Below are 24,303 nucleotides of genomic sequence, written 5' to 3' on the forward strand. Positions count from 1 at the left end.
CCTAGTGCTCTGACCGGGAAGGTTCATCGGGTTGATCCGGCGGCGGGAGGGTGTACTCCCATCCGGGTTGCCAGTGCGCCGGGGCTTGGACGAGGTCTTCGAGGCGGGCGTCAGCAAGTAGGCAGTCCAGGGCCAGGCGGTTGGCCGAGTGGGCGATCAGCAGAATGCGGCTGCCGCCCCACCGGGTGGCCAGGTCGGCGAGGAAGTCTTCGGTGGCGGCCAGAACCTCGCGGTAGCTCTGGCCGCCGGGGAAAGGCTCGTCGATGTGCTGGCCTCGCCGCGGGGCGAGAACTGTCTGCGGGCAGCCGTTGAGGTGCCCGTAGTTGCATTCCCGCAGGCGGGGGTCGTGGTGGATGGGCAGTGTGGTGCCCGCGAAGGCGATCCGCGCGGTGTCCACGGCGCGGTGCAGGTCGGAGGTGAACACCGCCGCGATGCCGTCGTTGCGGCGGCGGTCGCCGAGTTCCCGGGCCTGTCGGCGGCCGGTCGGTGAGAGGCTGCCCGGCAGCCAGCCGGTGGCGATTCCGGCTTCGTTGTCGGTGGTGGTGGCGTGGGTCTCATAGACGAGCCGGATCGGCTTCGTTGCCCTGCCGGTCATCGTCAGGCCGCTTTGAGATGGCGTCCGCCCCAGCGGATGCCCTTCTCGCTGCGGATGCGGGCCCGTTCCCTCCGTTGGGCGGCGAGGACGTCGGGGTGGCGGGCGTTGGCGTTGCGCCAGCGCAGATAGCGGTGCAGGGCCTGCGTCTGCGCGGGGTGGCTGCGGTGGTGGGAGTTGGCCAGGGTGAACTGCCGCAGTGGGCCGAAGTGCGCCTCGATCGGGTTGGCCCAGGAGGCGTAGGTCGGGGTGAAGCACAGCTCGACCTTGTTCTTCTTCGCCCAGCGACGGATGTCTGCCCCGGTGTGGGCGGAGAGGTTGTCCAGGATGATGTAGATCGGGCCGCCGTCGGGTCGGGCGGCGCGGATCGACTTCAGCGCGGCCAGGGCGTTGGCGGTGCCTTTGCGGCGGTGGTTGACGCCCCACAGCCGGTCATCGCCCACGGAGTAGCAGCCGTGGAAGTAGGTGACGCCGTGGGTGCGGCGGAAGGTCGCCGGGAGGCGGTCGGGCTTGCCCTGCCTCGCCCAGCAGGAGCCGCCGGTGGGCCGGATCCCCAGGGGACCGAATTCGTCAAAGGCGAAAACCCGGTCTGGGAAGTGCTCCAGCACGTGCTCGATGCGGTCGAGCTTGGCGTCGCGGTCGGGGTCGGGGGACTCCTTCCAGGTCTTCGTCCGCTGGAAGGTGATGCCACGACGCGACAGCAGGCAGCGTAAGGCTTCCCGGCCGATGCGGATGCTGTGTCCATGGACGCGGCACAGGTAGGCGGCGAGTTTGCGGATCGACCAGCGGGTGAAGGGCTGGCCGAGTTTGGTGGGGCGGGTGGTGGCCGTCTGGATGACGAAGTCTTCGTCGTCAGGGGTGAGCAGGCGGGGGCGGCCTCCCGCCCATTGAGGGTCCAGGCAGGCCAGGCCGATCTCGTTGAACCGGTGGATCACCTCCCGCACGGTGTCCTCGTCCGCCTGGACCAGCTGGGCGATCACCGGCACGCGATTCCCGCCGGCGGACGCCAGCAACATCATCGCCCGCCGGTAACGCACCGAGCTGGTACTGCCCCGACGCACGATCTGTTGCAGCTTCTGCCCCTCTTGGCCGGTCAATCGGCGCACCCGCACAGGCTCGGCCACCACACCTCCAGCGGTCGGAACGAACATCACCGCCCATCCAACCGCGCCGACCGCCAGCCCGGCGAACATATGCGGTCACAGCACTAGTCGTCAGTCGTCGTCGCCGCTGTCGTCGTCACCGTGGTCGTCGTCGGCCGGAGCCTGGGTGACCTTGCCCGAGTGGGCGTCTACGGTCAGGTCACGCTCCTTGTGGTTCGTCACGGTCTCGACCTCCCACACCGGGGTGCGGTCGTCGTCGAATTCCACGGAGGTCACCGTGCCGCTGGACGCCTTCCGGGCCGCCTCGGTGGCCGAGACGTCGGCGTTCCGCAGGGCCTTGGCCTCGGCCGCGTCCTCGGCGTCGGTGTCCCTGTCGACGCGCTGGTCGATCACCTTGGCGTTGGCGTCCAGCGTGACCTCGTGCCAGGTGCCGTCCTGGCCCAGGACGTCCGCCTCCCAGCGGCCGTGGTCTCGCTCGATGGAGTCCAGCGTGCCCGGGACCGCCTTCAGCGCGGCATGGGCGGCGTCGGACAAGGACGCGCGGGCGGCGGTCGCCTGGAAGCCGGTGGACGAGGACCGTGCGCTGTCCGTCCCGTCGCTCGCCACGGCGAAGGCCGTCCCGCCGCCGACCAGGGCGGCTGCGGCGACAGATGCGATGATGATGCGCTTCATGTGGGTTCCTCCCCATTCGTGTTCGGACGTCAACCACCCTGGCCGATCGATGCTGAAGCCCACCTGAAGACACCTGAAGAGATCTTCAGGTTCGCTCTGCGACGCTGGGCGCATGCGTTTGCTGATCGTGGAGGACGAGCGGCGGCTGGCCCTGTCGCTGGCCAAGGGGCTGCGGGCGGAGGGGTTCGCCGTCGATGTGGCGCACGACGGCCAGGAGGGGCTGCACCGTGCGCAGGAGGGGGTGTATGACCTCGTCGTCCTCGACATCATGCTGCCGGGGCTGAACGGCTACCGCGTGTGCGGGGCGCTCCGGGCGGCCGGGAACGAGGTGCCGATCCTGATGCTCACCGCCAAGGACGGTGAGTACGACGAGGCGGAGGGGCTCGACACCGGGGCCGACGACTATCTGACCAAGCCGTTCTCGTATGTGGTGCTGGTGGCGCGGGTACGGGCGCTGCTGCGGCGGCGCGGCCCCGGGGCCTCGCCCGTGGTGCGGGTGGGGCCGCTCACGGTGGACCGGGGCGCGCGCCGGGTGGAGCGGGACGGCCGGGAGGTGCCGCTGACCGCCAAGGAGTTCTCCGTACTGGAGCAGTTGGCGACGCGGGCGGGGGACGTCGTCTCCAAGCCCGACATCCTGGAGCATGTGTGGGACTTCGCCTACGACGGCGACCCCAACATCGTCGAGGTGTATGTGAGCGCCCTGCGCCGCAAGTTGGGCGCGGGGCTCATCGAGACCGTACGGGGAGCGGGGTACCGGCTCCGTGCGTAAGGTGTTCGGTTCGGTACGGTCGCGGGCCGCGCTCGGGGCGACCCTGGTGGTGGCGGTGGCCCTGGTGGCGGCGGGGATCGCGGTGCTGCAGGTGCTGCGCGCCGATCTGGGGGACCAGGCGCGGCTGAAGGCCCAGGTGGACGCGCGGGAGGTGGCGTCGAAGATAGCGGCCGGGGCGGGCTACGGGGCGCTGAAGCTGGACGAGAGCGTCCCGGTGCAGGTCGTGGACGAGGACGGCCGGGTGCGGGCGGTCAGCGAGGACCTGGAGGCCGTGACGGGCACCGGGAGCGCGTCCGTGAGGCCTGTGGCGGTGGGTGGCGGGGACGACGACGATGACGACCGCGGCGCCGGAAAGGTCTCCTCCGGGGAGGAGTACGGCGACGGCTCCGCCCGTGTCGACGGGGAGACCGCGGACTACGTCTGGGCGGCCGTGGAGGCCACCGACCCGTCCGGCGAGGACGTCACCGTCTACGCGGGCGCCCCGCTGGCCACCGAGCGCGGCGCGGTCGCCACGGTGCGGAACGCGATGCTGCTCGGGCTGCCGCTGCTGCTGCTGGTCGTGGCCGCCGTGACCTGGCTGGTGACCCGGCGCGCGCTGCGGCCCGTGGAGGGCATCCGGCGGGAGATGGCCGCCATCACGGCGAGTACGGACCTGTCCCGGCGGGTGCCGGTGCCGGGGTCGTACGACGAGGTGGCGCGGCTGGCCCGGACCACCAACGAGACGCTCACGGCGCTGGAGGCGTCCGTGGAGCGGCAGCGGGCCTTCGTGGCCGACGCCTCGCATGAGCTGCGCTCCCCGGTGGCCTCGCTCCGTACCCAGCTGGAGGTGGGCGCCGCCCACCCGGAGCTGCTGGACCTGGACGGCGCGGTGGAGGACGTGGTGCGGCTCCAGCGGCTCGCGGCCGATCTGCTGCTGCTGGCCCGGCTGGACGCGGGGGAGCGGCCCACGGGTGGGGCGCCGGTGGCGCTGGACGCCCTGGTGCGCGAGGAGCTGGCCCAGCGGGTGGGGGACCGGGTGCCGGTGCGGGACGAGACGGCGCCGGTCGCGGTGCCGGGCTCGCGCGGGCAGCTGGCCCAGGTCCTGGGCAATCTGGTCGACAACGCGCAGCGGCACGCCCGGAGCGGGGTACGGGTGGCGGTGCGCGACGAGGGCCGGTGGGCCGTGCTGGAGGTCGCGGACGACGGCGCGGGCGTGCCCGAGGCCGAGCGGGAGCGGATCTTCGAGCGGTTCGTACGGCTCGACGACGCCCGCAGCCGCGACGATGGCGGGGCCGGGCTCGGCCTCGCCATCGCGCGGGACGTGGCGGTGCGCCACGGCGGCACGCTGGCCGTCCGGGCGGCACCCGAGGGCGGCGCCCTGTTCGAGCTGCGGCTGCCGACGTAGGCGTCGGTCCTTAGACCCGGCCCCGCTGGGTGCGCAGATGCTCCGCGACGGGCACCAGCGATCCGTGCAGCGCCTTGAGGTCCTCCGGCGCGAGCAGATCGATGAAGTGCCTGCGCACGGACGCCACATGGTGGGGGGCGACCTTGCGCATGGTGTCCCAGCCGTGCTCGGTCAGCACGGCGTACAGCCCCCGCCGGTCCGATTCGCAGTTCTCGCGGCGGACCAGGCCGGCGTTCTCCATCCGGGTGATCTGGTGGGACAGCCGGCTCTTGGACTGCAGGGTCGCGGACGCGAGATCGCTCATCCGCATCCGGTGGTCCTCCGACTCCGAGAGGTTGACCAGGATCTCGTAGTCGTTCATGGTCAGGCCGAACGGCTGGAGGTCCTTCTCGAGCTGGTAGGTCAGCAGCCGGCTGACGTCCAGGTGGGTGCGCCAGGCGCGCTGTTCCTCGTCGCTGAGCCAGCGCGTGCCGTTCTCGGTCTCCATGGAATGTATTCTACCTATAGAAGTTGAATTCCGAACCAATGGATGTATCGGGCTAGAGGTCACGTGTTCGACGTTACACTCCGCACCTTCGTGCTCACGAACCGGTACCCCCCGTCTCGCCGACCGATATCTCGGCGACCACCTCCTCCGTGGACTGGAGCAGTACGGTCCCCGCGCCCACGAACTCGAATTGGTGCTCCTCGCCCGAGGCGCCCCCGATGCCCGTGCGCGACCTGATGGCCCCGAGGAAGCCGCGCAGATATGCGTGGTCGTAGTGGTGGCACGGGGTCGGGCAGTCCGCCCAGCCCACCAGCGCCTGCGGGTCCACCCGGATCGGCGGCTCCATGAAGACCACGGGCCCGTTGGAGGCGGCCACGAACTTCCCCGTGCCGATGAGGGTGAGGAAGCCCGGGACGATGGACTGCTTCAGGGACAGCGAGGGCTGGAAGGCGAGCAGGTTGCCGGACCGGATGGAGAGGTTGCCGTCGTCCAGGTCGTAGGAGTTGACGTCGAAGGCGCGGTCCGCGAGCACCATCTTGCCGTGGCCCTCGGCCACCACCCAGTCCGCCGCGTGCAGCGGGGAGTGGAAGCTGTGCGCGATGAGGTGGTCGAGGTGGCCGAGCCCGACGCCCTGGAAGTCGATCTGCCCGTAGTAGGCGACCATCTTCCCCTTCTGCAGGAACCACTGGCCGTTCAGGTCCACGCTGAAGGCGTACGGATTGATGTTGTCGTCGACGGGCAGCGTCCAGGCGTCGTGGATGACGGGGCCGTTCACAGCTTCTCCTCCGATGCCTGGACGTAGACCATGCCGGTGCCGGACAGCTCCAGTTGGAACGCCTCCCCCGAGCCGCGGCCCACCATTTCGCGCCAGCCGATCGCCGTCGAGAGCTTATTGCGAACATCACCCCGGTGGGCGACATAGGCTTGCGGATCGACATGCACCGGACGTCCGGGGCCGATCGGCAGTTCCAGCACCCCGCCGTGCGCCATGACCGCCGCGGAGCCGTGCCCCTCCAGGGTGGTGGTGAACAGCCCCTGGCCGGTGACCTGGCCGCGCACCATGCCCATCACCCCGCCCTGGGAGCCCAGGAACATCGTGCCCTGGCGCAGCGAGCCGTCGAAGGCCAGCAGCCGGTCCGACTCCACGTAGAGGGTGTCGCCGACCAGGTCGATCACATGGACGTGGTGGCCGCCGTGCCCGAACATCACCGTGCCCTGGCCCTCGACGGTCATCAGCGGGGTGGCCTCGCCCGCGACCCGCCGCCCGATCATCCCCCGCACCCCGCCCTGGCCGCCGGTGATGCTGGGGGTGAACCGCACGTCCCCGCGATAGGCGAGCATCGCGCCACGCTGGCTGAACAGGGTCTGCCCGGGCATCACCTGGGCCTCGACCATCCGGGAGGTGAGGACGTTGAACGGCATCACACCTCACCTCCGATCGTGTTGCGCTCACTCGGCTGCACGTAGACCAGCCCATCGCCCTCGAAGCGGATCTGGAAGGACTCCCCGCCGCTCTCGCCTATCAGCGCGCGGAAGTTCACCCCGGCCTGGAAGTGCTGCTTGAGGCCGCCGGTGTGGGCGATGTACGCGCCCGGGTCGACCTGGAGCGGCGTCTGCGGGGTGACGCGCAGCACGACCGCCGTGCCGGCGGAGACGAGCGCGGCCTGGCCGGTGCCCTCGACGGTCGTGGTGAACAGGCCGTTGCCCTGCGAGGAGCCGCGCAGCCCGGTGAAGGAGGTGCCGGTGCGCAGCGCGGAGTCCGTGCACAGCAGATTGCTGGACTCCACATAGAGCTTCTCGCCGTTCAGCGACACCAGGTTGATCTCGCTCGCCCGGTCGGCGAAGTAGCACGTGCCGTGCCCCTTCACCTCCATGACCGCCATCTGCTCACCGGTGAGCCGCCGGGTCACCATCCCGCGCAGCCCCTCGCCGCCACCCGTCCTCTTCTTGAAGGTCATCTCCCCCTCGTAGGCGACCATCGCGCCGTTCTTGGCCTTCACGGAGTCGCCGGTCAGGTCGACCGCGAGCACCCTGCTTCCCTGGAGCCGAAACTGAGCCACGGAGCCGACGGTAGCGGTCCGGCGACGTCGGCGAACAGGGAGCGCCGGGGGCGTGGGGTGCCCCCCGGACGGTGATCGCCCGCGCGGCTGCGACAATGGGCGAAAGCTTGTGCATTGCTTCACAAGCTGCTCCGTGTCTCTCTCTTCACACGAAGGTGCTCTCGTGGACTTCAAGACCGCCACCGCGCTGCGCCGGCTCCGCCTGGTCTCCGCGCCCGAGGCCGTGTCGTTCCTGCTGCTGCTCATCTGCTCGGTGCTCAAGCGCACCACGGACTTCAACGCGGTGCCGGTGATGGGCATGGTGCACGGCGTGCTCTTCATCCTCTACGTGGTCTTCTGGGCGGACGCCTGGAACCGCGCCAAGTGGAGGTGGCAGACCGCGGCCCTGTACTTCGTCCTCTCCGTCCTGCCCACCGGCGGCTTCTTCGCCGAGCGCAAGCTCAAGCGGGAGGCCGAGGCCGGGGTGATCGCGGCCCGCGCCCGTAAGGAGGGCGTGGTCAACGCATGATCGTCGCCTTTTCGGCCACGCCGCTGGGCGTCGGCGAGGACGTGGGGGAGTACGTGGCCGACGCGGTGCGGGTGGTCCGCGAGTCGGGGCTGCCCAACCGTACGGACGCCATGTTCACCTCGATCGAGGGCGAGTGGGACGAGGTCATGGACGTCGTCAAGCGCGCCGTCGCGGCGGTGGAGGCGCGGGCGCCCCGGGTCTCGGTGGTCCTCAAGGCCGATATCCGCCCGGGCGTCACGGACGGTCTGACCTCCAAGGTCGAGACCGTCGAGCGGCACCTCTCCGACTGAGCACCCCGGTGCGGGCGGGGGCCTCAGCCCCCGCCCACCAGGGCGATGCCCAGCGGGGTCCGCTCGTACAGCACCTGATGGCCCTGGCGGCGCGAGCTGAGCAGCCCGGCGGCGCGCAGCACCGCCAGATGTGCCGAGACCGACGAGGGCGCCAGGCGGTGCCGGGCGGCCAGGGCCGTGGTGGACGCGGGCTCCTCCAGACCGGAGAGGATCGCCGCGCGGCTGGCCCCCAGGAGCCGTACGAGCGCGTCCGCCGTGACCGCGTCCGGCTCCCGCCACAGCCCGCCGACCCCGCGCGCCGGATAGATCACCGTGGGCTGCCACGGCGGGACGAAGCCGCTGATCACATCCGGCCAGACGAAGACGCTGGGCATCAGCAGCACCCCCCGGCCGTCGAGCTCCTGCGTCTGGGCGGGCACCACGGAGTTGCGGATGGTGAGCGTGGAGTCGGCCCAGCGCAGCGCCGGGTGCAGATCCGCGAACAGCCGCTCCAGGCCGCCCTCGGCCAGCTGCCGTGAGCGATGGGCGATATCGGCCTCCAGCAACGCCCGCAGCCGGGGCCAGTCCGGTGCCACCAGGGCCCGCCAGGCCCGTTCGGTCACCTCCGCCAGCCGCTGGACGGCCCGCGCCGGATCGTCCAGCATCGCCCGGCCCCGCGCGGAGTCGGCGGCCCCCGGGGTGCACTCCAGGGACAGGGCCAGCTCGCGGCGGGCGGCGGCGGGGTCCGTGGCCCGCATCCGCGCCAGCTCGTCCTCGAAGGGCGCGTACGGCGCCTCCGGCGGCGGGCCCAGGAAGTCCGGGGTGTAGCCGCGCCCCGGCATCAGCAGCCACAGCTCCGACAGGTCGAGCCCGGCCAGCGCCTCCCGCACCCGCCGCAGCCACGGCAGGTGATAGCCGTGCCGCTCGGTCCGGCGCAGCGTGCGCACCGCCTCGTGCGTCTGGCACAGCGGCGAGATGGCGAACCGGCAGCGCAGCAGATCATCCGCACCGAACTGCATGTGCAGTGGCATGGCGGCACCCCCGGGCCCGAAGATTCGGCTCAGTCCGAAACACTAGAGCCCGCCCCGCCCGTACGGGCACGCTTCCGGCATGGCAACGCCCTCCGGGCCCGGCACCACGGGCCCCCTCGAGTCGCGCCCCGACGCGCCCGCCTCCCGACCCGAGCTCGCGCCCGGCGCCGACGAGGGGCCGCCGCGGGGCCCGGGGAGCGTTGGCTACCGCGCGGTGTTCGCGGTCGGTGAGTTCCGGGCCGTCTTCGCCGCGCACCTGGTCTCCATGCTCGGCGAGGTGGTCGGCCAGATCGCGCTGTCCGTGCTGGTCTTCCGGCTCACCGGATCGCCGCTGCTGAGCGCCCTGACGTTCGCCACCTCGATGCTGCCGTACGTGATCGGCGGCACCCTGCTGTCCTCCGTCGCCGACCGCTTCCCGGCCCGCCGGGTGCTGGTGGTCTGCGATCTGGTGCACGCCGGGTGCGTGGCCGCCATGGTGGTGCCGGGGATGCCGGTGGCCGTGCTGCTCGCGCTGCGCTGTGTGCCCGCCGCGATCTCCCCGGTGTTCAGCGGCACCCGGTCGGCGACGCTCGGCGACATCCTCGGCGAGGGCGACGCCTTCGTGCTGGGCCGCTCGGTCCTGCGGATCACCGCCCAGACCGCGCAGCTCGCCGGGTTCGGCGTCGGCGGGCTGCTGCTGGCCGCCGTCTCGCCGCGGGCCGCGCTGGTGCTCACCGCGGCGGCGCTCGTCGGCTCGGCGCTGGTGCTCCGCTTCGGCACCCGCCGCCGCCCCGCGCGGCAGCTGACCGGGGGCGGGGCTCCCCCGGCTACCGCTGGGAGGTACCCCCTGCTCGGGGACTCGCTGAGCGGGATGCGGCGGCTGTTCGCGGACCGCCGGATCCGGGCGCTGATGCTGCTGTCGTGGGTGCCGCCGATGTTCGTGGTGATGCCCGAGGTCCTGCTGACGCCGTACTCCGATGGGCTGGGCCTCGGCTCGGTGGGTCTCGGGCTGCTGATGTGCGGGATGCCGGTGGGCGCGATCGCCAGTGAGGCGCTGGTGGGCTCGCTGCTGGGGCCGCGCGCCCGGGCCCGGCTGACGCTGCCGGTCGGCGTCGCGGCGATGCTGCCCGCCCTGGGATACGCGGTCCATCCCTCGTTCGGCTGGGCGCTGGCCCTCCAGGTGCTGACCGGCTGCGGTATCGCCTACAGCCTCGGCCTCGACCAGTGGTTCTTCGCCGCCGTCCCCGATGAGCTGTTCGGCCGGGCGATGACGGTGATGACGGCCGGGCTGATGACCGCGCAGGGTCTCGGCATGGCGGTCTCGGGCGCGGTCGCCGAGTTCGTACCGGTCCATGTGGTGGCCGCGGCGGCGGGCGGCTGCGGGGCGCTGTGCTCGCTGCTGGTGGCGCTGGAGGTACGGCGTACGGTCCCCGGACCCGTCCGGCCCGAAGTGTGAGATAGGGCTGACCGCGATATGACCGGCCGGTAGGGTCGGTGGTGTGCCGAAGCCGCTCAGTCTGTCGTTCGACCCCATCGCCCGCGCCGATGAGCTCTGGAAGCAGCGGTGGGGGTCCGTGCCCTCGATGGCCGCGATCACCTCGATCATGCGGGCCCACCAGATCCTGCTCGGCCAGGTCGACGCGGTCGTCAGACCCTACGGACTGACCTTCGCCCGCTATGAGGCGCTGGTGCTGCTCACCTTCTCCAAGGCCGGTGAGCTGCCCATGTCCAAGATCGGCGAGCGGCTGATGGTCCACCCGACCTCGGTCACCAATACGGTGGACCGCCTGGTCACATCGGGTCTGGTCGACAAGCGGCCGAACCCGAACGACGGCCGCGGCACCCTGGCCTCGATCACCGACCGGGGCCGTGAGGTGGTCGAGTCGGCCACCCGCGACCTGATGGCGATGGAGTTCGGGCTCGGGGTCTACGACGCCGAGGACTGCGGCCGGATCTTCGAGATGCTGCGCCCGCTGAGGGTCGCGGCGGAGGACTTCGAGGACGACTGAGCGGGGCTTCGGCGGCGGCCGGTGAAGACCGGGGGCGGCGGAGATCGCCCCGGAACGGGCGGTTACGCTCAGGGCATGAAACGCAGCGTGCTGACCCGCTACCGGGTCATGGCCTACATCACCGCAGTGATGCTGCTCGTGCTCTGCACCTGCATGGTGTTCAAGTACGGCTTCGACACGGGTGAGGACCTCACGCTCGTGGTCTCCCAGATCCACGGCGTGCTCTACATCGTCTACCTGGTCTTCGCCTTCGACCTCGGCTCCAAGGCCAAGTGGCCGTTCGGCAAGCTGCTGTGGGTCCTGGTGGCGGGCACCATCCCCACGGCCGCGTTCTTCGTCGAGCGCAAGGTCACCCGCGAGGTGGAGCCGCTGGTCAGCGGCGCCGAACCGGCGCCAGCCCAGGTCTGACCCGCGGGTCTTTCCCCTCGCCGCACCTTCCCGATCCAGGGGCTCCGCCCCTGCCCCCGGGGTCTGGGGCGTAGCCCCCCACGCGGCGGAAGAGCCCGCCGCAGGCGTACGCGTACCGCCGGACCCTCCTGGCCGGGGCCACCCGATCGGACGGGTGTGGCGAGTCTCCCGTCGACAATTAGTAGGACGTCCAAGTACTTTTGAAGCATGGACGCCGAAGGCATTGAGGCGGGCCGCCGACGCTGGCAGGCCCGGTACGACGCGGCACGCAAGCGCGACGCGGACTTCAGCACGCTGTCGGGGGACCCCGTCGAGCCGGTCTACGGACCCGCCCCGGGTGACTCCGTGGAGGGGTTCGAGCGGATCGGCTGGCCAGGGGAGTTCCCGTTCACCCGGGGCCTCTACGCCACCGGGTACCGGGGCCGGGCCTGGACCATCCGCCAGTTCGCCGGGTTCGGCAACGCCGAGCAGACCAATGAGCGCTACAAGATGATCCTGAAGGCGGGCGGCGGCGGGCTCTCGGTCGCCTTCGACATGCCCACCCTGATGGGCCGCGACTCCGACGACCCGCGCTCGCTCGGCGAGGTCGGCCACTGCGGTGTCGCCATCGACTCCGCCGCCGACATGGAGATCCTCTTCAAGGACATCCCGCTCGGCGATGTCACCACCTCGATGACCATCAGCGGTCCGGCCGTCCCCGTCTTCTGCATGTACCTGGTCGCCGCCGAGCGCCAGGGCGTGGACATCTCACGGCTGAACGGCACGCTCCAGACGGACATCTTCAAGGAGTACATCGCCCAGAAGGAGTGGCTCTTCCCGCCCGAGCCGCATCTGAAGCTGATCGGCGACCTGATGGAGTACTGCTCCGAGGGCATCCCCGCGTACAAGCCGCTGTCCGTCTCCGGCTACCACATCCGCGAGGCCGGGGCGACGGCCGCGCAGGAGCTCGCGTACACCCTCGCCGACGGCTTCGGCTACGTGGAGCTCGGCCTCTCCCGGGGCCTGGACGTCGACACCTTCGCGCCCGGGCTGTCCTTCTTCTTCGACGCGCACGTGGACTTCTTCGAGGAGATCGCCAAGTTCCGCGCCGCCCGCCGGATCTGGGCCCGCTGGATGCGCGATGTCTACGGGGCCACCACCGAGAAGGCGCAGTGGCTGCGGTTCCACACTCAGACCGCCGGGGTCTCGCTCACCGCCCAGCAGCCGTACAACAACGTGGTGCGGACCGCCGTGGAGGCCCTTGCCGCGGTCCTCGGCGGCACCAACTCGTTGCACACCAACGCCCTGGACGAGACCCTCGCCCTGCCCAGCGAGCAGGCCGCCGAGATCGCCCTGCGCACCCAGCAGGTGCTGATGGAGGAGACCGGGGTGGTCAATGTGGCCGACCCGCTGGGCGGTTCCTGGTACGTCGAGGCGCTGACCGACCGGATCGAGGCCGACGCCGAGAAGATCTTCGAGCAGATCAAGGAGCGCGGCCGCCGTACGGTGCCGGGTGGGCAGGAGCCCCGGTGGCCGATCACCGCGGGCATCCTCCAGGGCATCGAGGACGGCTGGTTCACCGGCGAGATCGCCGAATCCGCCTTCCGCTACCAGCGGGCCCTGGAGAAGGGGGACAAGAAGGTCGTCGGCGTCAACTGCCACGAGGGCTCGGTCACCGGCGATCTGGAGATCCTGCGGGTCAGCCACGAGGTCGAGCGCGAGCAGGTGCGGGTGCTGGGCGACCGCAAGGCCGGGCGTGACGAGGCCGAGATCACCAAGGGGCTCGAGGCGATGATCGCCGCCGCCCGCGAGGGGTCCAACATGATCGAGCCGATGCTGGCCGCGGTGCGCGCCGAGGCCACGCTCGGCGAGATCTGCGACGCCCTCCGCGACGAGTGGGGCGTCTACACGGAGCCGGCCGGCTTCTGAGCCCCGTCCGGGGCGGGTCCGGCGGCCGCCGCGCCCCCGGAGTCCGCCCCGGTCATCCCGTACAGCAGCAGATCCGTGAAGTCCCGCGCCCAACGCGGGTCCACCGGTTCCGCGCTGACCATCAGCCGGTGGAGCACCGTCCCGGCGACCGCGTCGAAGACCAGGTCCGCGTTGCGGGCCGACGCCTCAGGGTCCTCCTCGCGCGGCAGCTCACCACGGAGCCGGGCGCGCTCCCGGCCCATGGTCACCAGCCGCTTCTGCCGGTCCACGATCGCCGAGCGCACCCGGCACCGCAGCGACTCGTCGTGCATGGCCTCGGCGAGGACGGCCATCAGCGCGGTGCCCGTCTCGGGGCGCTCCAGCAGCGCCCCCAGCCGGATCACCGCGGCCTCCACATCGGCGTGCAGACTGCCGTGGTCGCCCGCCTCCAGGTGTTCGTCGAAGACCGCCGCGACCGCGTCCACCACCAGCTCGCACTTGCTCGCCCAGCGGCGGTAGAGGGTCGTCTTGGCGACTCCGGCGCGGGCCGCCACATCGCCCAGGGTCAGCTTCGCCCAGCCCAGTTCCACCAGGGCGGCACGCGTGGCGCCCAGGATGGCGCGGTCGGCCTCGGCGCTGCGTGGGCGCCCGGTGCGGCGTGCGGACGGGCTCATGCGCGGCACCCTACCCGCCAGTACCCGCAGCGTCCCGGGTGAGTTACGCTACGACTCGTAGCGTAAGGGTGTGCCACGGCCGGTCCATCGGCCGATGCGCTTTTCCCTTCACCGCGCGAAGAGGGGAGGATGGGACCATGCAGCCACGGAACATGTCCATGAGTGGAGTGGTCGACCTCGCCGCGGTGAAGGCGGCCGGAGAAGCGAAGCAGAAGGCGGAGAAGGCGCGGGCCGAGGCGGCCCGCACCGGGGGCGCGCCCGCGCCCGGCCGTCTGATCTTCGATGTCGACGAGGCGGGTTTTCAGCAGGACGTCCTGCAGCGCTCCACCGAAGTGCCGGTCGTCATCGACTTCTGGGCCGAGTGGTGCGAGCCGTGCAAGCAGCTCGGTCCCGTCCTGGAGCGGCTGGCCACGGAGTACGCCGGGCGGTTCGTCCTGGCGAGGATCGACGTCGACGCCAACCAGATGCTCTTCCAGCAGTTCGGCGTCCAGGGCATCCCCGCGGTCTTCGCGGTGATCGCGGGCCAGCCGGTGCCGCTCTTCCAGGGCGCCGCGCCCGAGGCACAGATCCGCCAGGTGCTGGACCAGCTGATCCAGGCGGCGGAGCAGCAGTTCGGCATCGTGGGTACACCGGTTGAACCCGGCGCCCAGGACGAGGCCGCCGAGGAGGCCGCCCCGGCGGCCCCCGAGTCGCCGCAGGACATCGCGCTCGCCGCGGCCCATCAGGCGCTGGACGCCGGTGACCTGGGCGGTGCGGTGCGGGCGTACCAGAACGTGCTCGCCGACGACCCCGCCAACAGCGAGGCCAAGCTGGGCCTGGCCCAGGCCCAGTTGCTGGAGCGCGTCCAGGGAGTGGACGCCGCGCAGGTGCGCAAGGCGGCCGCGGAGAGCCCGGCGGATGTCAAGGCCCAGATCGCGGCGGCCGACCTCGACCTGGTGGGCGGTCATGTGGAGGACGCCTTCGGCCGGTTGGTGGACGCGGTGCGCCGTACGGCGGGGGAGGACCGGGACGCGGCCCGCGTTCATCTCCTGAGTCTGTTCGATGTGATCGGCGGTGAGGACCCCCGAGTGGTGGCGGCGCGCGGCGCGTTGGCGCGGGTGCTGTTCTGACCTCTTGCTCCTCAAACAACACAGCGACCGCTCTTTGCCAAAACTTGGTAAACGCGGTCGCTGTTACTGCCAGTAAATGTCGGCCCGGACTTTGTCCGGTCTTGGAGTAAATCTCCCTCTCTTTCCGGTCACTGTCCGGCAACCCTGCGTGCCTGATCTCGACCGTCCTGCCGCGGTTCGGTTATCCGTCCGTTACTCGCTAGTAACGAACCCCTTGTGCCCGGGCCGGGAATGGACCACGATCGGCCAAGCTCGGTCCATCCCCCCGTAGCTCGGCATCCGGTCGGCGCGTCGGTGTGGTTGGGTCCCCACCGGGCAGGTCGGCGGCAGTGGCGCCGACCGTGGACAGGGGGGTCTCTGCCCACACGGCAGGGCCTGTCCAGGAGGTTGCGCGAGATTGCGTGGCCAGTGGTTGTCGCTCGGGGGTGATCGCCGGTGTTTCGGGTGCGGTGTGCGCCTGTGAGACGTGGGCGCTCTCCTTCCCGAGGACGTAGCACTTCTCCCATCCCAGGTCCGGGGCCCCGCCCCGGCCGGAGATGTACGTCCGAGAAGGAGGAAAGTCATGGAGTCCGTGGCTCGTGGCGGCACCAGATGGAAGCGGTTCGCCGTTGTCATGGTGCCGAGCGTTGCTGCCACGGCCGCGATCGGCGTCGCCCTGTCCCAGGGTGCGCTCGCGGCCTCGTTCAACGTGTCCGGTCAGCAGTTCAAGGTCTCGGTCGACCGGCTCGACGGCACCGGGTTCGCGCAGTACGGCGCGCTTGACACCCAGCACGGGGGCAAGAAGGTCCCCGTCGCGGTGTCGGCGTTCAAGAGCGCGAAGCTCAAGGGCCTGTGCCAGTCCGTCGTGATCCCGGTTCCGGTCTTCGGCGATGTGTCGCTGAAGCTGACGGCCGGCAACGGCAGCAAGCGGGTTGAGGCCAAGAACCTCTTCATCGATCTCGATCAGCTCAACGCGGACGCCACGTTCCGCGGCATCGACATCGGTGTCGCGGCCGGTGACGCCCACAAGGGTCCCGGGATCAACAAGGGCGACGCGGCCGATCCCGGTTCGTTCGGCCAGCAGTCCGATTCCGCCACGCTGACCGGTGTGAAGCAGACCGCCTGGGCGACCAGCGCGGGCACGTTCAAGCTCTCCGGCCTTTCGATGAAGGTCAGCAAGGGCAAGAACGAGTGCTTCTGATCAGCTGAGCCAAGGGTGGGGGGCCGCGGTGCTGCCCCTCACCCGGGCATCGACCCGCAGCGGGTATGCGCCACGCTAGTACCGCTGTAGAACAACCGCGATCACACCGATCGCCAGCCCCAGGGAGCTGTTTTCAATGAGTGCCGAGTCGCCGGGGGCGAGTGACCGTATCAGCCGCCTGCGGGAGTCCTTCAGGGCATGGCGCTGGCAGCGCCCGTTCTGGGCGGGGCTGTTGAGCCTGCTGGCGGGCGTACCGATCATGTACTTCCCGTACAACGACCTCAACGCCGGTGGATTCACCATCAACATGTCCACCACCGCCGGATCGGCCTCGCTGATCATCGGGGTGCTGTTGGTGGTCCTGGGCCTGACCATGTGGTTCCAGCCCATGGTGCGGGTGTTCGCCGGAGTCGCCACGATCCTGCTCGGTCTGGTGTCGATCCCCGTCTCGAACTTCGGCGGCTTCCTGATGGGATTCCTGCTCGCGCTGTTCGGCGGCGGCATGAGCATCGCCTGGGCCCCCGGGGAGGCTCCCTCCGCGCAGCCGGCCGAGGGGCCGGGAAACGCGTCAGAGGACGACGGGAACGGTGGAGACGTGCCGGAGCCGGCCGGGGCCGGGTCCGCGCCGGACCAGGAAGCCACGAATGGGAGGCACCGTGCGGGGTGAAGACCGACCCGAGCAGCCGGAGGGAGTGAGCGCACGCCGGGTCAGAACCGGCCCACGGCACGCGGCACCGAAGAAGTCGGTCCTCACCCGCCTTCAGGTGCCCGCCGGCAAGGCCATAGCGCTGGCCGCCATGCCGACGGCCGTGCTGATGGGCATGGGGCTCACCCCGCAGCTCGCCTCGGCCAACCCCCGGCCCGAGGACCGCTACAAGCCCGGACCGTGTGTGTCCCAGCCGGACGAGGCGGACAAGGACGCCAAGGGCGGCAAGGACGCCTCGGACTCCCAGAGCCAGGACAAGGACGCCAAGGGCTCCAAGGACAAGGACTCCAAGGGTTCCAAGGGTTCGTCCGAGAAGGGCTCCCGGGACGGCTCCAAGGGCTCTGAGGAGTCCTCGGACGGCCAGGCGGGGTCCCGGGACGACAAGGCCGCTCCCACGCCGTCCCCGTCCTCCTCCGCTCCGTCGTCCGACGCCGGGGACGAGAAGGAGCCCTCGGCCTCGCCGAGCCCGTCGAAGTCCAAGAACCCCCTGGACCCGCTGGGACTGGGGGACACGCTCCACGACATCTTCACGCCCGACGACAAGGGCGGGGAGGAGTCCGCCGAGCCGAGCGCCTCGCCGAGCCCGTCCTCCAGCGCCGAGCCCGGCTCGTCGCCGTCGCCGTCCCCGTCCAAGTCCTCCGGCAAGCCCACCGATCCGGTCAAGGACACGGTGGACAAGGTGGGCAAGGGCGTCAAGGACACCGCGGACGAGGTGGGCAAGACCGTCGACGACGCCAAGGACAAGGCGGACAAGGCGCTTCCCAAGCCCTCCGCGTCCGCCTCGAAGGGCGCGGACGGCAAGGAGCCGTTCCCCTGCCCGAAGTTCGACGCCGACGCGTACGAGAACGCCGAGACGGACCCGACCCCGAGCCTGCTGCCCGAGGACCCCTGGACCCTCAAGAGCACGCTGCTGACCCTGCACGGCCTGGACTACAAGGGCATCGTGGAGGTCAAGACGCAGGGGGGCCAGATCAAGAAGGTCCTGAAGTTCACCGCCTCGGGCGTGGACATCAAGGACCTCCACCAGCTGGTGGTGGGCCCGGCCGGGACCACCACGCATGTGCAGGCGCGCGAGGGGTCCACCTCGACCATTCGCAACGGCACGGTGACCATGTACACCGAGGAGCTGAAGGGGAACCTCCTGGGGCTCATCCCGATCACCTTCAACCCCAAGAGCCCGCCGCCGGTGAACATCCCCGAGGTGTTCTTCACCGATGTCACCGTCACACAGGCCGGTCAGTTCGGTGGCGATCTGACCGTGCCGGGTATGCACCTGTTCAAGACCGGGGAGTGATCCCGCGACACCACCGACCCGTTCGGGAGCCGCACACCCCTCCGTGAGGAGGGAAACGTCCGTGGGCACCGCCTCCACTTGGAGACGGTGCCCACGGACGCGTGACGGGCCCGTTCGGCGCTTACTGGTTCGCGCCGCCCAGGTGGTGCACCCGGACCATGTTGGTGGTGCCGGGGACGCCGGGGGGCGAACCGGCGGTGATGATCATGGTGTCGCCCTCGGCGTAGCGGCCCAGCTTCAGCAGCTCGGCGTCCACCAGGTCGACCATCGCGTCGGTGTGCTCGACATACGGCACCACGAAGGACTCCACGCCCCAGCTCAGCGTGAGCTGGTTGCGGGTGGCGGCGTCGGTGGTGAAGGCCAGGATCGGCTGCTGGGCGCGGTAGCGGGAGAGCCGGCGGGCGGTGTCGCCGGACTGGGTGAAGGCCACCAGCGACTTGGCGCCCAGGAAGTCGGCGATCTCGGCGGCCGCGCGGGCCACCGAACCGCCCTGGGTGCGCGGCTTCTTGCCCGGCACCAGCGGCTGCAGCCCGCGCGAGAGCAGCTCCTGCTCGGCGGCCTGGACGATCCGGGACATCACCTTGACCGTCTCGATCGGGTAGGAGCCGACCGAGGACTCGGCGGAGAGCATCACCGCGTCGGCGCCGTCCAGGATCGCGTTGGCGACGTCGGACGCCTCGGCGCGGGTCGGCCGGGAGTTGGTGATCATCGACTCCATCATCTGGGTCGCGACGATCACCGGCTTGGCGTTGCGGCGGCAGAGCTCGATCAGCCGCTTCTGCACCATCGGGACCTTCTCCAGCGGATACTCCACCGCGAGGTCACCACGGGCCACCATCACCCCGTCGAAGGCCGCGACGACCTCGGTCATGTTGGCGACCGCCTGCGGCTTCTCCACCTTGGCGATCACTGGTACCCGGCGGCCCACCTCGTCCATGATCCGGTGGACGTCCCGGACGTCGGCCGCGTCCCGGACGAAGGACAGGGCGACCATGTCGCAGCCCATCCGCAGGGCGAACTTCAGGTCCTCGATGTCCTTCTCGGACAGCGCGGGCACATTGACCGCCGCACCCGGCAGGTTGATCCCCTTGTGGTCGGAGATCACCCCGCCCTCGATGACGATGGTCCGCACCCGCGGGCCCTCGACGGCGGTGACCCGCAGCTCGACGTTGCCGTCGTTGATCAGGACCTGGTCGCCCTTGGAGACGTCGCCCGGCAGCCCCTTGTAGGTGGTGCCGCAGATGGTCCGGTCACCGTCCACGTCCTCGGTGGTGATGATGAACTCGTCCCCGCGGACCAGCTCCACCGGGCCGTCCTTGAAGGTCTCCAGACGGATCTTGGGGCCCTGGAGGTCGGCGAGGACGCCGACCGCGTGCCCGGTCTCCTCGGACGCCTTACGGACGCGGTGGTACCGCTCCTCATGCTCCGGGTGGCTTCCGTGGCTCATGTTGAACCGGGCCACGTTCATCCCGGCCTCGATCAGGGACTTCAGCTGGTCGTAGGAGTCGACGGCGGGGCCCAGGGTGCAGACGATTTTGGAACGGCGCATGAGGCGGATCCTATCGGGTTTGTTTCGGAGCGGAATATTTCAGTCAAGGGCACAGCGGAGCGGAACCGGAACCTGGGGGATCCATCAGCAGCCCCCTAGGCGCTGACCAGGTGATACGTCTGGCTGGCGATCTCCAGCTCCTCATCGGTGGGCACCACGGCCACCGCGACCCGGCTGGCCTCCGTGGAGATCAGCCGCGCCGTGGCGGAGCGCAGCGCGTTGCGGACGCCGTCCACCTCGATGCCGAACGCGGTGAGGCCGCGCATCGCCGCCTCCCGTACCGCCGCGGAGTTCTCCCCCACACCGGCGGTGAACGCGATGGCGTCCACCCGCCCGAGCACCGCGGCGTACGCGCCCACATACTTCCGCAGTCGGTGGATGTAGATGTCGAAGGCGAGCTGGGCGGCCTGGTCGCCCTCGCCCATCCGGCGGCCGATCTCGCGCATGTCGTTGTCCCCGCACAGCCCGGCCAGCCCGCTGCGCTTGTTGAGCAGCGTGTCGATCTCATCGGTCGACATGCCGCCCACCCGGGACAGATGGAAGATCGCCGCCGGGTCGATGTCCCCGGAACGGGTACCCATCACCAGGCCCTCCAACGGGGTCAGCCCCATCGAGGTCTCCACGCACCGGCCGCCTCGCACCGCCGAGGCGCTGGCCCCGTTGCCCAGGTGCAGCACGATCGTGTTGACCTCCGCGGGCTCCTTGCCCAGCAGCTCCGCGGTGGCCCGGGAGACATACGCGTGCGAGGTGCCGTGGAAGCCGTAGCGCCGCACCCCCCAGCGGTCGGCGGTCTCCACGTCGATCGCGTAGCGCGCCGCCGCCTCCGGGATGGTGGAGTGGAACGCGGTGTCGAAGACCGCGACCTGCGGCAGGTCCGGGCGCAGGTCGCGGGCCACCTTGATCCCCGTGACATTGGCCGGGTTGTGCAGCGGGGCCAGCGGGATCAGCTTCTCGATCTCCTCGACCACCTCGTCGGTGATCAGGGTCGGCTCGGTGAACCGGGTGCCGCCGTGCACCACCCGGTGGCCGACCGCCGCCAGCTCGGGCGAGTCGAGGCCCAGGCCCTTGGCGGCCAGCTCGTCGGACACCTGCTTGAGGGCCGCCGCGTGGTCGGTGACGGGGCCCTCGCCGATGCGCTCCACGATGCCGGAGGCCGGACGGGAGCCGTCGGCCATGTCCAGCAGCTGGTACTTCACGGACGAGGAGCCTGAGTTGAGGACGAGGACTCGGGAGCCGTTCACGCGGACTGCGCCTTCTGTGTCGGGGACGTCGGGGAGGTGGCGATCGCCGGGGACTGGGCCTGGATGGCGGTGATCGAGACGGTGTTGACGATGTCCTGCACGAGTGCCCCCCGGGACAGGTCGTTCACCGGCTTGCGCAGGCCCTGGAGCACCGGGCCGACCGCGATGGCGCCCGCCGAGCGCTGCACGGCCTTGTAGGTGTTGTTGCCGGTGTTCAGGTCCGGGAAGATCAGCACGGTGGCCTTGCCCGCCACCTCGGACTCGGGCAGCTTGGTCGCCGCCACCGCGGCGTCCACCGCCGCGTCGTACTGGATCGGGCCCTCCACCAGCAGGTCCGGGCGGCGCTCGCGGACCAGCCCGGTCGCCTTGCGGACCTTGTCCACGTCCGCGCCGGAGCCCGAGGTGCCGGTGGAGTACGACAGCATCGCGATCCTCGGCTCCACCCCGAACTGGGCGGCCGTCGTCGCCGACTGGATGGCGATGTCGGCCAGCTGCTCGGCGTCCGGGTCGGGGTTGACCGCGCAGTCGCCGTACACCAGCACCCGGTCGGCCAGGCACATGAAGAACACCGAGGAGACGATCTGGGCGCCCGGGGCGGTCTTGATGATCTCGAAGGCGGGCCGGATGGTGGCGGCGGTGGAGTGGACCGCGCCCGAGACCATGCCGTCGGCCAGCCCCTCCTGGACCATCAGGGTGCCGAAGTACGACACGTCGGCCACCACGTCGTACGCCAGCTCGTAGGAGACGCCCTTGTGGGCGCGCAGCTTCGCGTAGCCCTCGGCGAAGCGCTCCCGCAGCGGGGAGGTCTGCGGATCGATGATCTGAGCCTCGGCGAGCTGAATGCCGAGCTCGGCGGCGCGCTTGCGGACCGCCTCCTCCTCGCCCAGCAGTGTGAGATCGCACACATCGCGGCGGAGCAGTACGTCGGCGGCGCGCAGCACCCGCTCCTCCGCGCCCTCGGGCAGCACCACCCGGCGGCGGTGGGACCGGGACCGCTCGATCAGCTCGCGCTCGAACATCATCGGAGTGACCCGGCTGGAGCGGCCCACCGAGATGCGCTCGGTCAGCGCCGCGGTGTCCACATGCCTCTCGAAGAGACCCAGCGCGGTCTCCGCCTTGCGCGGCGCGCTCGCGGTGAGCTTGCCCTCGATGGCGAACAGCTCGGCCGCCGTCGGGAAGGACCCGCCCGCCACCGACACCACCGGGGTCCCCGGGGCCAGCCGCGAGGCCAGCGCCAGGATGTCAGGGCCCGGCCGCTCGTCCAGGGTGAGCAGCACCCCGGCGATCGGCGGGGCGCCCGCGCTGTGCGCGGCGAGCGCGCCGACGATCAGGTCCGCGCGGTCCCCGGGCGTCACCACCAGGCAGCCCTCGGTCAGCGCGGGCAGGAAGGTCGGCAGCATCGCGCCGCCGAAGACGAGGTCCCGCACGTCCCGGGAGAGCCCGGTGTGATCGCCGAGCAGCACCTCGGCACCCAGGGTCCGGACGATCTGGGAGACGGTGGGCGCCGACAGCGACCCGTCCTCGGGCAGCACATAGCTGGGGGCCGGCAGCTTGGCGGCCAGCCGCTCGGCGATGGCCGCGCGGTCCGCGGGCGCCACCCGGTTGACGACCACCGCGACCACGTCGCAGCCCCGCCCCTCATAGGCGCGGTAGGCGTTGTGGGCCTCGGCGCCGGCCGACTCGGCGGTCTGTTTCTGACCGCCGACCACCGTGATCACCGAGGCGCCGAACTCATTGGCCAGCCGTGCGTTCAGCCCCAGCTCGTCGGGGAGGCTGGTGGCCGCGTAGTCACTGCCCAGCACCAGGACGTAGTCATACGCGTCGGCCACCTCGTGGAAGCGGCCGACCAGCTGCGAGACCAGCTCGTCGGTGCCCCGCTCGGCCTGGAGCGTGGCCGCGGCCTCGTACGTCATGCCGAAGACGGACTCCGGCGACTGGCTCAGCCGGTAGCGCGCCCGCAGCAGGTCGAAGAGGCGGTCGGGGTCGTCGTGCACCAGGGGGCGGAAGACGCCGACCCGGTCGACATGGCGGGTCAGGAGCTCCATGACTCCCAGCTCCACGACCTGGCGTCCGTCGCCACGCTCGACTCCGGTCACGTACACGCTGCGTGTCACGCGTGCTCTCCGTTCCTCTGGCGTTCGTCGGTGTTTTCGTGATGTGCGCTCATCGGACACAAATTGGCCACATTGACCGGCCCAGTCCTCTTGACAATACCTGCGACCGTGATTAAGGCGCTTGTCGCTCGGGGGATACAGCACCACCCCGCCCATGAAACAATCGGACTGGCTCACATCTACCCGTAGGGAGCAGGAGACACAGCACGATGCGCATCGGAGTTCTCACCGCAGGCGGCGACTGCCCCGGCCTCAACGCTGTGATCCGGTCGGTGGTGCACCGCGCGGTCGCCGGCCACGGAGACGAGGTGATCGGGTTCGAGGACGGCTTCAAGGGGCTCCTCGACGGCCGTCACCGCAAGCTGGACCTCGACGCCGTCAGCGGCATCCTCGCCCGCGGCGGCACCATCCTCGGCTCCTCCCGGCTGGAGCGGGCCCGGCTCCGCGAGGCGTGCGAGACCTCGAAGGACCACGCCCGCGACTACGGGATAGACGTGCTGATCCCGATCGGCGGCGAGGGCACCCTCACCGCGGCGCGGATGCTCTCCGAGGCCGGGCTCCCGATCGTCGGCGTCCCGAAGACGATCGACAACGACATCTCCTCCACCGACCGCACCTTCGGCTTCGACACCGCCGTCGGCGTCGCCACCGAGGCCATGGACCGGCTGAAGACCACCGCCGAATCCCATCAGCGGGTGATGGTCGTCGAGGTCATGGGGCGCCACGCGGGCTGGATCGCGCTGGAGTCCGGGATGGCCGGCGGCGCCCACGGCATCTGCCTGCCGGAGCGGCCCTTCGAGGTCGACGGGCTGGTGAAGATGGTCGAGGAGCGGTTCGCCCGCGGCAAGAAGTTCGCCGTCATCTGCGTCGCCGAGGGCGCGCACCCGGCCGAGGGCTCCATGGAGTACCAGAAGGGCGAGATCGACCAGTACGGCCACGAGCGGTTCACCGGGATCGGCAACCGCCTCGCGGCCGAGCTGGAGCGGCGCCTGGGCAAGGAGGCCCGCCCGGTCATCCTGGGGCATGTGCAGCGCGGCGGCACGCCCACCGCGTACGACCGCGTGCTGGCCACCCGCTTCGGCTGGCACGCCGTGGAGGCGGCGCACCGGGGCGACTTCGGCATGATGACGGCGCTGCGCGGCACGGACATCACGATGGTGCCGATCGCCAACGCGGTCACCGAGCTCAAGACCGTGCCGGTGGACCGGATGGACGAGGCCGAGTCGGTCTTCTGATCGCCCACGCCCTCGCTCCCGCTCTTTCTCTTCGGCTCTTGTC

Annotated in this window: 25 protein-coding genes; 13 read left to right on the plus strand and 12 right to left on the minus strand. The window is 70.8% G+C overall.

Translation table 11 applies throughout. From position 1 onward, the window contains the following. Position 1: 1 nt before the first annotated feature. From IEJ02_RS15595 to IEJ02_RS15605, 3 genes are all read right to left on the minus strand, one after another. Positions 2-595: a histidine phosphatase family protein gene (locus tag IEJ02_RS15595; RefSeq protein WP_191065440.1), complete on the minus strand. Its 594-nt coding sequence runs from the start codon at positions 593-595 to the stop codon at positions 2-4. 2 nt (positions 596-597) lie between these two features. Further along, positions 598-1,716, minus strand: coding sequence for an IS630 family transposase (locus IEJ02_RS15600; protein WP_317985805.1), 1,119 nt, complete (start codon positions 1,714-1,716; stop codon positions 598-600). Between the two features lie 90 nt (positions 1,717-1,806). Beyond that, positions 1,807-2,367 carry a PepSY domain-containing protein gene (locus IEJ02_RS15605; RefSeq protein ID WP_191065442.1) on the minus strand — a complete coding sequence of 187 codons (561 nt, stop codon included), beginning with the start codon at positions 2,365-2,367 and terminating at the stop codon, positions 1,807-1,809. Positions 2,368-2,479: 112 nt separating this feature from the next. Between IEJ02_RS15605 and IEJ02_RS15610 the strand changes: the two genes are divergently transcribed. After that, a complete protein-coding gene (locus IEJ02_RS15610) occupies positions 2,480-3,136 on the plus strand; it encodes a response regulator transcription factor (RefSeq protein ID WP_191065443.1) in 657 nt (218 codons plus the stop codon). After that, positions 3,129-4,520: a sensor histidine kinase gene (locus tag IEJ02_RS15615; protein ID WP_191065444.1), complete on the plus strand. Its 1,392-nt coding sequence runs from the start codon at positions 3,129-3,131 to the stop codon at positions 4,518-4,520. The genes IEJ02_RS15610 and IEJ02_RS15615 overlap by 8 nt, the downstream gene beginning before the upstream one ends. A gap of 10 nt (positions 4,521-4,530) precedes the next feature. Here the strand turns inward: IEJ02_RS15615 and IEJ02_RS15620 are convergent, their stop codons facing one another. From IEJ02_RS15620 to IEJ02_RS15635, 4 genes are all read right to left on the minus strand, one after another. Further along, entirely contained in the window at positions 4,531-5,007 is a 477-nt protein-coding gene (locus IEJ02_RS15620; protein ID WP_191065445.1) for a MarR family winged helix-turn-helix transcriptional regulator, read from the minus strand. Between the two features lie 94 nt (positions 5,008-5,101). Continuing rightward, positions 5,102-5,782, minus strand: coding sequence for an AIM24 family protein (locus IEJ02_RS15625; protein ID WP_191065446.1), 681 nt, complete (start codon positions 5,780-5,782; stop codon positions 5,102-5,104). After that, entirely contained in the window at positions 5,779-6,429 is a 651-nt protein-coding gene (locus IEJ02_RS15630; RefSeq protein ID WP_137979607.1) for an AIM24 family protein, read from the minus strand. The genes IEJ02_RS15625 and IEJ02_RS15630 overlap by 4 nt, the downstream gene beginning before the upstream one ends. Beyond that, a complete protein-coding gene (locus IEJ02_RS15635) occupies positions 6,429-7,067 on the minus strand; it encodes an AIM24 family protein (RefSeq protein ID WP_137979608.1) in 639 nt (212 codons plus the stop codon). Before IEJ02_RS15635 ends, IEJ02_RS15630 begins: the two co-directional genes overlap by 1 nt. A gap of 163 nt (positions 7,068-7,230) precedes the next feature. Between IEJ02_RS15635 and IEJ02_RS15640 the strand changes: the two genes are divergently transcribed. Continuing rightward, positions 7,231-7,575 (plus strand): DUF3817 domain-containing protein, encoded by a 345-nt coding sequence (locus IEJ02_RS15640; protein WP_037958474.1) that lies wholly within the window; start codon positions 7,231-7,233, stop codon positions 7,573-7,575. After that, a complete protein-coding gene (locus IEJ02_RS15645) occupies positions 7,572-7,865 on the plus strand; it encodes an MTH1187 family thiamine-binding protein (protein WP_191065447.1) in 294 nt (97 codons plus the stop codon). The genes IEJ02_RS15640 and IEJ02_RS15645 overlap by 4 nt, the downstream gene beginning before the upstream one ends. Positions 7,866-7,888: 23 nt before the next feature. Here IEJ02_RS15645 and IEJ02_RS15650 read toward each other — a convergent pair whose 3' ends face one another. Beyond that, positions 7,889-8,875, minus strand: a complete 987-nt coding sequence (locus IEJ02_RS15650; protein WP_191065448.1) for an ArsR/SmtB family transcription factor — start codon at positions 8,873-8,875, stop codon at positions 7,889-7,891. Between the two features lie 79 nt (positions 8,876-8,954). Between IEJ02_RS15650 and IEJ02_RS15655 the strand changes: the two genes are divergently transcribed. From IEJ02_RS15655 to icmA, 4 genes are all read left to right on the plus strand, one after another. Continuing rightward, a complete protein-coding gene (locus tag IEJ02_RS15655) occupies positions 8,955-10,310 on the plus strand; it encodes an MFS transporter (RefSeq protein WP_191065449.1) in 1,356 nt (451 codons plus the stop codon). Positions 10,311-10,353: 43 nt separating this feature from the next. Continuing rightward, a complete protein-coding gene (locus IEJ02_RS15660) occupies positions 10,354-10,863 on the plus strand; it encodes a MarR family winged helix-turn-helix transcriptional regulator (RefSeq protein WP_191065450.1) in 510 nt (169 codons plus the stop codon). 75 nt (positions 10,864-10,938) lie between these two features. After that, positions 10,939-11,271, plus strand: coding sequence for a DUF3817 domain-containing protein (locus IEJ02_RS15665; protein WP_037958485.1), 333 nt, complete (start codon positions 10,939-10,941; stop codon positions 11,269-11,271). Positions 11,272-11,478: 207 nt separating this feature from the next. Then, complete coding sequence (icmA, locus tag IEJ02_RS15670) at positions 11,479-13,179, plus strand: coenzyme B12-dependent isobutyryl-CoA mutase large subunit (protein ID WP_191065451.1); 1,701 nt, start codon at positions 11,479-11,481, stop codon at positions 13,177-13,179. Here icmA and IEJ02_RS15675 read toward each other — a convergent pair. Further along, the gene (locus tag IEJ02_RS15675; protein ID WP_191065452.1) at positions 13,155-13,832 is read right to left on the minus strand and encodes a TetR/AcrR family transcriptional regulator; all 678 of its coding nucleotides are present in this window, start codon (positions 13,830-13,832) and stop codon (positions 13,155-13,157) included. The genes icmA and IEJ02_RS15675 overlap by 25 nt on opposite strands. Positions 13,833-13,969: 137 nt before the next feature. On the opposite strand from IEJ02_RS15675, the gene IEJ02_RS15680 reads away from it, so the two are divergent. The 4 genes from IEJ02_RS15680 (at position 13,970) to IEJ02_RS15695 (ending at position 18,121) form a co-directional block, all read left to right on the plus strand. Then, a complete protein-coding gene (locus tag IEJ02_RS15680; protein WP_191065453.1) occupies positions 13,970-14,941 on the plus strand; it encodes a tetratricopeptide repeat protein in 972 nt (323 codons plus the stop codon). A 562-nt stretch (positions 14,942-15,503) separates the two neighbouring features. Further along, complete coding sequence (locus tag IEJ02_RS15685) at positions 15,504-16,121, plus strand: DUF6230 family protein (RefSeq protein ID WP_191065454.1); 618 nt, start codon at positions 15,504-15,506, stop codon at positions 16,119-16,121. Between the two features lie 136 nt (positions 16,122-16,257). Further along, on the plus strand, positions 16,258-16,788 hold the full coding sequence (locus IEJ02_RS15690; protein ID WP_137979617.1) for a DUF6114 domain-containing protein: 531 nt from the start codon (positions 16,258-16,260) through the stop codon (positions 16,786-16,788). Then, the gene (locus IEJ02_RS15695) at positions 16,766-18,121 is read left to right on the plus strand and encodes a hydrogenase expression protein HypF (RefSeq protein WP_191065455.1); all 1,356 of its coding nucleotides are present in this window, start codon (positions 16,766-16,768) and stop codon (positions 18,119-18,121) included. Before IEJ02_RS15690 ends, IEJ02_RS15695 begins: the two co-directional genes overlap by 23 nt. 121 nt (positions 18,122-18,242) lie before the next feature. Here the strand turns inward: IEJ02_RS15695 and pyk are convergent, their stop codons facing one another. The 3 genes from pyk to pta form a co-directional block, all read right to left on the minus strand. Further along, positions 18,243-19,670, minus strand: coding sequence for a pyruvate kinase (pyk, locus tag IEJ02_RS15700; protein ID WP_191065456.1), 1,428 nt, complete (start codon positions 19,668-19,670; stop codon positions 18,243-18,245). A 95-nt stretch (positions 19,671-19,765) separates the two neighbouring features. Beyond that, positions 19,766-20,911, minus strand: coding sequence for an acetate kinase (locus tag IEJ02_RS15705; RefSeq protein ID WP_191065457.1), 1,146 nt, complete (start codon positions 20,909-20,911; stop codon positions 19,766-19,768). Next, positions 20,908-23,025 carry a phosphate acetyltransferase gene (pta, locus tag IEJ02_RS15710; RefSeq protein ID WP_191065458.1) on the minus strand — a complete coding sequence of 706 codons (2,118 nt, stop codon included), beginning with the start codon at positions 23,023-23,025 and terminating at the stop codon, positions 20,908-20,910. Before pta ends, IEJ02_RS15705 begins: the two co-directional genes overlap by 4 nt. A gap of 209 nt (positions 23,026-23,234) precedes the next feature. On the opposite strand from pta, the gene IEJ02_RS15715 reads away from it, so the two are divergent. Continuing rightward, on the plus strand, positions 23,235-24,260 hold the full coding sequence (locus IEJ02_RS15715; RefSeq protein ID WP_191065459.1) for an ATP-dependent 6-phosphofructokinase: 1,026 nt from the start codon (positions 23,235-23,237) through the stop codon (positions 24,258-24,260). The last annotated feature ends 43 nt before the right edge of the window (positions 24,261-24,303 follow it).

This window comes from Streptomyces sp. 5-10 (assembly GCF_014712245.1).
GTDB lineage: Bacteria > Actinomycetota > Actinomycetes > Streptomycetales > Streptomycetaceae > Streptomyces > Streptomyces violaceusniger.

Bases quoted from the DNA above. Each gene is read 5' to 3' on its own strand.
- pyk (WP_191065456.1), bottom strand. From the start codon at position 19,670: ATGCGCCGTTCCAAAATCGTCTGCACCCTGGGCCCCGCCGTCGACTCC.
- IEJ02_RS15655 (WP_191065449.1), top strand. From the start codon at position 8,955: ATGGCAACGCCCTCCGGGCCCGGCACCACGGGCCCCCTCGAGTCGCGC.
- IEJ02_RS15680 (WP_191065453.1), top strand. From the start codon at position 13,970: ATGCAGCCACGGAACATGTCCATGAGTGGAGTGGTCGACCTCGCCGCG.
- icmA (WP_191065451.1), top strand. From the start codon at position 11,479: ATGGACGCCGAAGGCATTGAGGCGGGCCGCCGACGCTGGCAGGCCCGG.
- IEJ02_RS15620 (WP_191065445.1), bottom strand. From the start codon at position 5,007: ATGGAGACCGAGAACGGCACGCGCTGGCTCAGCGACGAGGAACAGCGC.
- IEJ02_RS15690 (WP_137979617.1), top strand. From the start codon at position 16,258: ATGAGTGCCGAGTCGCCGGGGGCGAGTGACCGTATCAGCCGCCTGCGG.
- IEJ02_RS15695 (WP_191065455.1), top strand. From the start codon at position 16,766: ATGGGAGGCACCGTGCGGGGTGAAGACCGACCCGAGCAGCCGGAGGGA.
- IEJ02_RS15605 (WP_191065442.1), bottom strand. From the start codon at position 2,367: ATGAAGCGCATCATCATCGCATCTGTCGCCGCAGCCGCCCTGGTCGGC.
- IEJ02_RS15610 (WP_191065443.1), top strand. From the start codon at position 2,480: ATGCGTTTGCTGATCGTGGAGGACGAGCGGCGGCTGGCCCTGTCGCTG.
- IEJ02_RS15595 (WP_191065440.1), bottom strand. From the start codon at position 595: ATGACCGGCAGGGCAACGAAGCCGATCCGGCTCGTCTATGAGACCCAC.
- IEJ02_RS15665 (WP_037958485.1), top strand. From the start codon at position 10,939: ATGAAACGCAGCGTGCTGACCCGCTACCGGGTCATGGCCTACATCACC.
- IEJ02_RS15645 (WP_191065447.1), top strand. From the start codon at position 7,572: ATGATCGTCGCCTTTTCGGCCACGCCGCTGGGCGTCGGCGAGGACGTG.
- IEJ02_RS15630 (WP_137979607.1), bottom strand. From the start codon at position 6,429: ATGCCGTTCAACGTCCTCACCTCCCGGATGGTCGAGGCCCAGGTGATG.
- IEJ02_RS15650 (WP_191065448.1), bottom strand. From the start codon at position 8,875: ATGCCACTGCACATGCAGTTCGGTGCGGATGATCTGCTGCGCTGCCGG.
- IEJ02_RS15675 (WP_191065452.1), bottom strand. From the start codon at position 13,832: ATGAGCCCGTCCGCACGCCGCACCGGGCGCCCACGCAGCGCCGAGGCC.
- IEJ02_RS15715 (WP_191065459.1), top strand. From the start codon at position 23,235: ATGCGCATCGGAGTTCTCACCGCAGGCGGCGACTGCCCCGGCCTCAAC.
- IEJ02_RS15685 (WP_191065454.1), top strand. From the start codon at position 15,504: ATGGAGTCCGTGGCTCGTGGCGGCACCAGATGGAAGCGGTTCGCCGTT.